This window comes from Rudaea sp., from assembly GCF_036383415.1.
Taxonomy (GTDB): Bacteria; Pseudomonadota; Gammaproteobacteria; order Xanthomonadales; family Rhodanobacteraceae; genus Rudaea.
On record NZ_DASVOK010000272.1, the window covers coordinates 1 to 1935 of the forward strand.

The window sequence follows — 1935 nt, forward strand, 5'->3', positions numbered from 1 at the left end:
TCAGATGACCGGCGTGCAGTGGTTGGTGGCCAGCCTGCTCTACGGCACCGGGCTGCGTCTGCTGGAGGGATTGCGTCTGCGTGCGAAGGACGTCGACTTCGGGCGGCGCGAGATTGTGGTGCGCGACGGCAAGGGCGGTAAGGATCGGCGCACGATGTTGCCGGCTGCACTCGTGCCGCCGCTGCTGGCACAGTTGGACGAAGCGCGGCGTATTCACGGCGCGGACCTGGCGGCCGGGTTCGGCGAGACATGGTTGCCGCATGCGCTGGCGCGCAAGTATCCGGGTGCGGCGCGCGAGTGGGGCTGGCAGTACGTGTTTCCGGCGACGCAGCGTTCGCACGATCCGCGCGACGGGCGAGTGCGTCGCCATCATCTCGACGAGTCGGCGATCCAGCGTGCGGTGAAACGGGCGCGTGTTCGCGCCGGGATCGTCGCCCCGGCGACGTGCCACACGTTACGGCATTCGTTCGCGACGCATTTGCTCGAATCGGGCCAGGACATCCGCACGATCCAGGAACTGCTCGGACACAACGATGTGGCCACTACGATGATCTACACCCACGTGCTCAATCGTGGCGGCCTCGGCGTGCGCAGCCCGCTGGACGCGTGGTAGGCGCCGCGAACGCGTAAAATCCGCGGCCTGATTTGGATACAAGGAAACGCAATGCGGTTTGAACTTCTCGGAGGCGACGGCGCGGCTCGGCGCGGCCGGCTGGGTTTCGCCCGCGGCACGATCGAGACGCCGGCGTTCATGCCGGTCGGCACCTACGGCTCGGTCAAGGGCATGACGCCGCGGTCGATACTCGACATCGGTGCGGAGATCATCCTCGGCAACACGTTCCACTTGTTCCTGCGCCCGGGCCTCGACGTGATCGGCGAATTCGGCGGGCTGCACAAGTTCATCGGCTGGAACAAGCCGATCCTGACCGACTCGGGCGGCTTCCAGGTGTTCTCGCTCGCCGAGCGGCGCAAGATCACCGAGGAGGGCGTGCGTTTCGCTTCGCCCGTGGACGGCTCGCAGGTGTTCCTCTCGCCCGAGGAGTCGATGCGCATCCAGAAGACGCTCGACTCCGACATCGCGATGATCTTCGACGAGTGCACGCCGTATCCGGCAACCGAGAAACAGGCGCGCGATTCGATGGAGCTGTCGCTGCGCTGGGCCGCGCGCTCGCGGCGTGCGTTCGACGATTTACGCAATCCCAATTCGCTGTTCGGCATCGTCCAGGGCGGCACGTATCCGGCGTTGCGCAGAGTTTCCGCCGATGGGCTGCTGCAGATCGGCTTCGACGGCTACGCGGTTGGCGGCCTCGCGGTCGGCGAGCCGGAAGAGGAGCGCAACCGCACACTCGAGGAAACCGTGCCGTTGCTGCCGGCGGATCGGCCGCGTTACCTCATGGGCGTAGGTCGCCCGGAAGACATTGTGGAAGCGGTTGCGCGAGGTATCGACATGTTCGACTGCGTGATGCCGACGCGCAACGCGCGCAACGCGCACATCTTCACGCGCAGCGGCGTGCTGCGCATCCGCAATTCGCAATACGAACACGATACGCGCCCGCTCGACGAGGCCTGTGCGTGCTACACCTGCGCGAACGGGTTCTCGCGCGCCTATTTGCGCCATCTCGACAAATGCGGCGAGATGCTCGGGCCGATGCTGGCGACGATCCACAATCTGCACTATTACCAGGATCTGATGCGCGGGTTGCGCGAAGCGATCGCTGCGCGGCGGCTCGCGGATTTCGTCGCGGAGTTCTACGAACTGAGGCGCAAGTAACGACGCGGTTCTTCAAGAGCACAAGCTTCCACTCGTCCTGCGGACGAGCGTCTTACTTTCTCTGCTCGTGCAGAGAAAGTAAGCAAAGAGACACGCCCCAGAGCATTGCGCCTTTCGGGCATCCTGCCCGAAAGGTCCGCGTCAGCGGCCGGGTTCCGCTGACA

Annotated in this window: 2 protein-coding genes; both read left to right on the plus strand. The window is 65.2% G+C overall.

Going from position 1 to position 1935, the window contains the following annotated elements; translation table 11 throughout:
- The coding region (locus VF497_RS10070) for an integron integrase (RefSeq protein ID WP_330888246.1) at positions 1-613 on the plus strand (613 nt) is incomplete at its 5' end.
- Between the two features lie 51 nt (positions 614-664).
- A complete protein-coding gene (gene tgt / locus VF497_RS10075; protein ID WP_330888248.1) occupies positions 665-1771 on the plus strand; it encodes a tRNA guanosine(34) transglycosylase Tgt in 1107 nt (368 codons plus the stop codon).
- Positions 1772-1935: the final 164 nt, after the last annotated feature.

Bases quoted from the DNA above. Each gene is read 5' to 3' on its own strand.
- tgt (WP_330888248.1), top strand. From the start codon at position 665: ATGCGGTTTGAACTTCTCGGAGGCGACGGCGCGGCTCGGCGCGGCCGG.